General features: G+C 70.3%; 1 protein-coding gene. It reads right to left on the bottom strand.

The genetic code is table 11. From position 1 onward, the window contains the following. A partial coding sequence (locus tag ABTX62_RS37830; RefSeq protein ID WP_352120417.1) for an IS4 family transposase occupies positions 1-1,102 on the bottom strand: 1,102 nt, incomplete at its 3' end. Positions 1,103-1,177: the final 75 nt, after the last annotated feature.

The following is a 1,177-nucleotide window of genomic DNA, read 5'->3' as shown; positions in this document are numbered from 1 at the left end:
CGGTCCCGGCCTGGGCCGCAGCGTTGTGCATGACCTGGCGCACGGCGTGGTGGACGAGGAGGAAGCCGTAGACCTCCTGCTCGACGCCGTCGGGGTATCTGGAGCGCAGGACCACGTCCGGGCCGCGCTGGTGGACCTTGATCTCGTCCAGCACCCCTTCCACTTCCCACCTCTCGTGATACAAGGCCGCCAGCTCGGCCGCTGGTGCCTGGTCGGGGTCGAGGATCGTGGTGATCAGCCGGATCGGCCCGTCCGCCTCGTGGCCGGCGACGGTGTACTCCACTACCCGTACCAGCTGCCCATGTGTGCGCCGCTTGTCCCGGGCCGCGTAGATCTCCGACAGGTACGAGCCGTCCGCGTACTGCTCGCGCACCACCAGCACGATGTTCGACCTGACCCGCCACAGCAGGTCGGCTCCCGTCGCGGAGGCGGCCTGCCACCGGTCGTAGCCGGGGAAGTTGCGGTCTGCCAGCAGCAGCATCTCTGGCTCAAGGCTCGGCAGCAGGGTGTCGGCGAGCTGCGTCTCGGCCACCGTGCACGGGCCAGTGGCCGCGGCGAAGACCGCGTGCGTGCCGCACTCGGCCAGCACCACCAGCCGCACCTGCGGGAACGCGCTCTTTTTGTCCCCGCGCCCGGACCCCGGCCGGCCGAAGAACGCGTCGTTGTCCTCAGTGTCCGCCACGTCCAGCGTGGTGCCGTCCACTGCCACCAGCCGCCGCCCCCGATACCACGCGCCGACCGTGTCAGGCGTGGCAACCGGACGGCACACCCGCGTAAACAGCGCCCGCAACGGCTCCGGGCCGAGCCGGGCACGCGCCCGGGAGATCGCCCCGGTCGAAGGCACCTCCCACGACCCCCGCCACCGGCGCGACCATCCCAGCCCCTCCGTCAACAGCCGTGCGACCTCCTCATACGCCTGCCCCGAGAACAGACACATCGCCAGCACGAAGTAGACCGTCACCCGTGCCGGCAGCAGACGATTCCGCTTCTCGCCCCGCCCCGTCTCAGCGACGACCTCATCGACCAGCTCCGCCGGAAACACCCGCGTCAGCACCCCCAACGCGATCCGGTCCGACAACCGCTCCTCAACCGGCGGCTTCACCTGCCCAGCCCGTGGCACCAGCACCCCTCCCGGCCACAAGCTACAAGCAACTCACCCCAAAGTCAGCGGCATTGC

The sequence above is a fragment of the Streptomyces sp. NPDC096046 genome (assembly GCF_040303285.1).
Classification (GTDB): Bacteria; Actinomycetota; Actinomycetes; order Streptomycetales; family Streptomycetaceae; genus Streptomyces.
The sequence above is the reverse complement of the archived record's forward strand: the minus strand, read 5'-3'. Positions and strand labels throughout refer to the sequence as shown.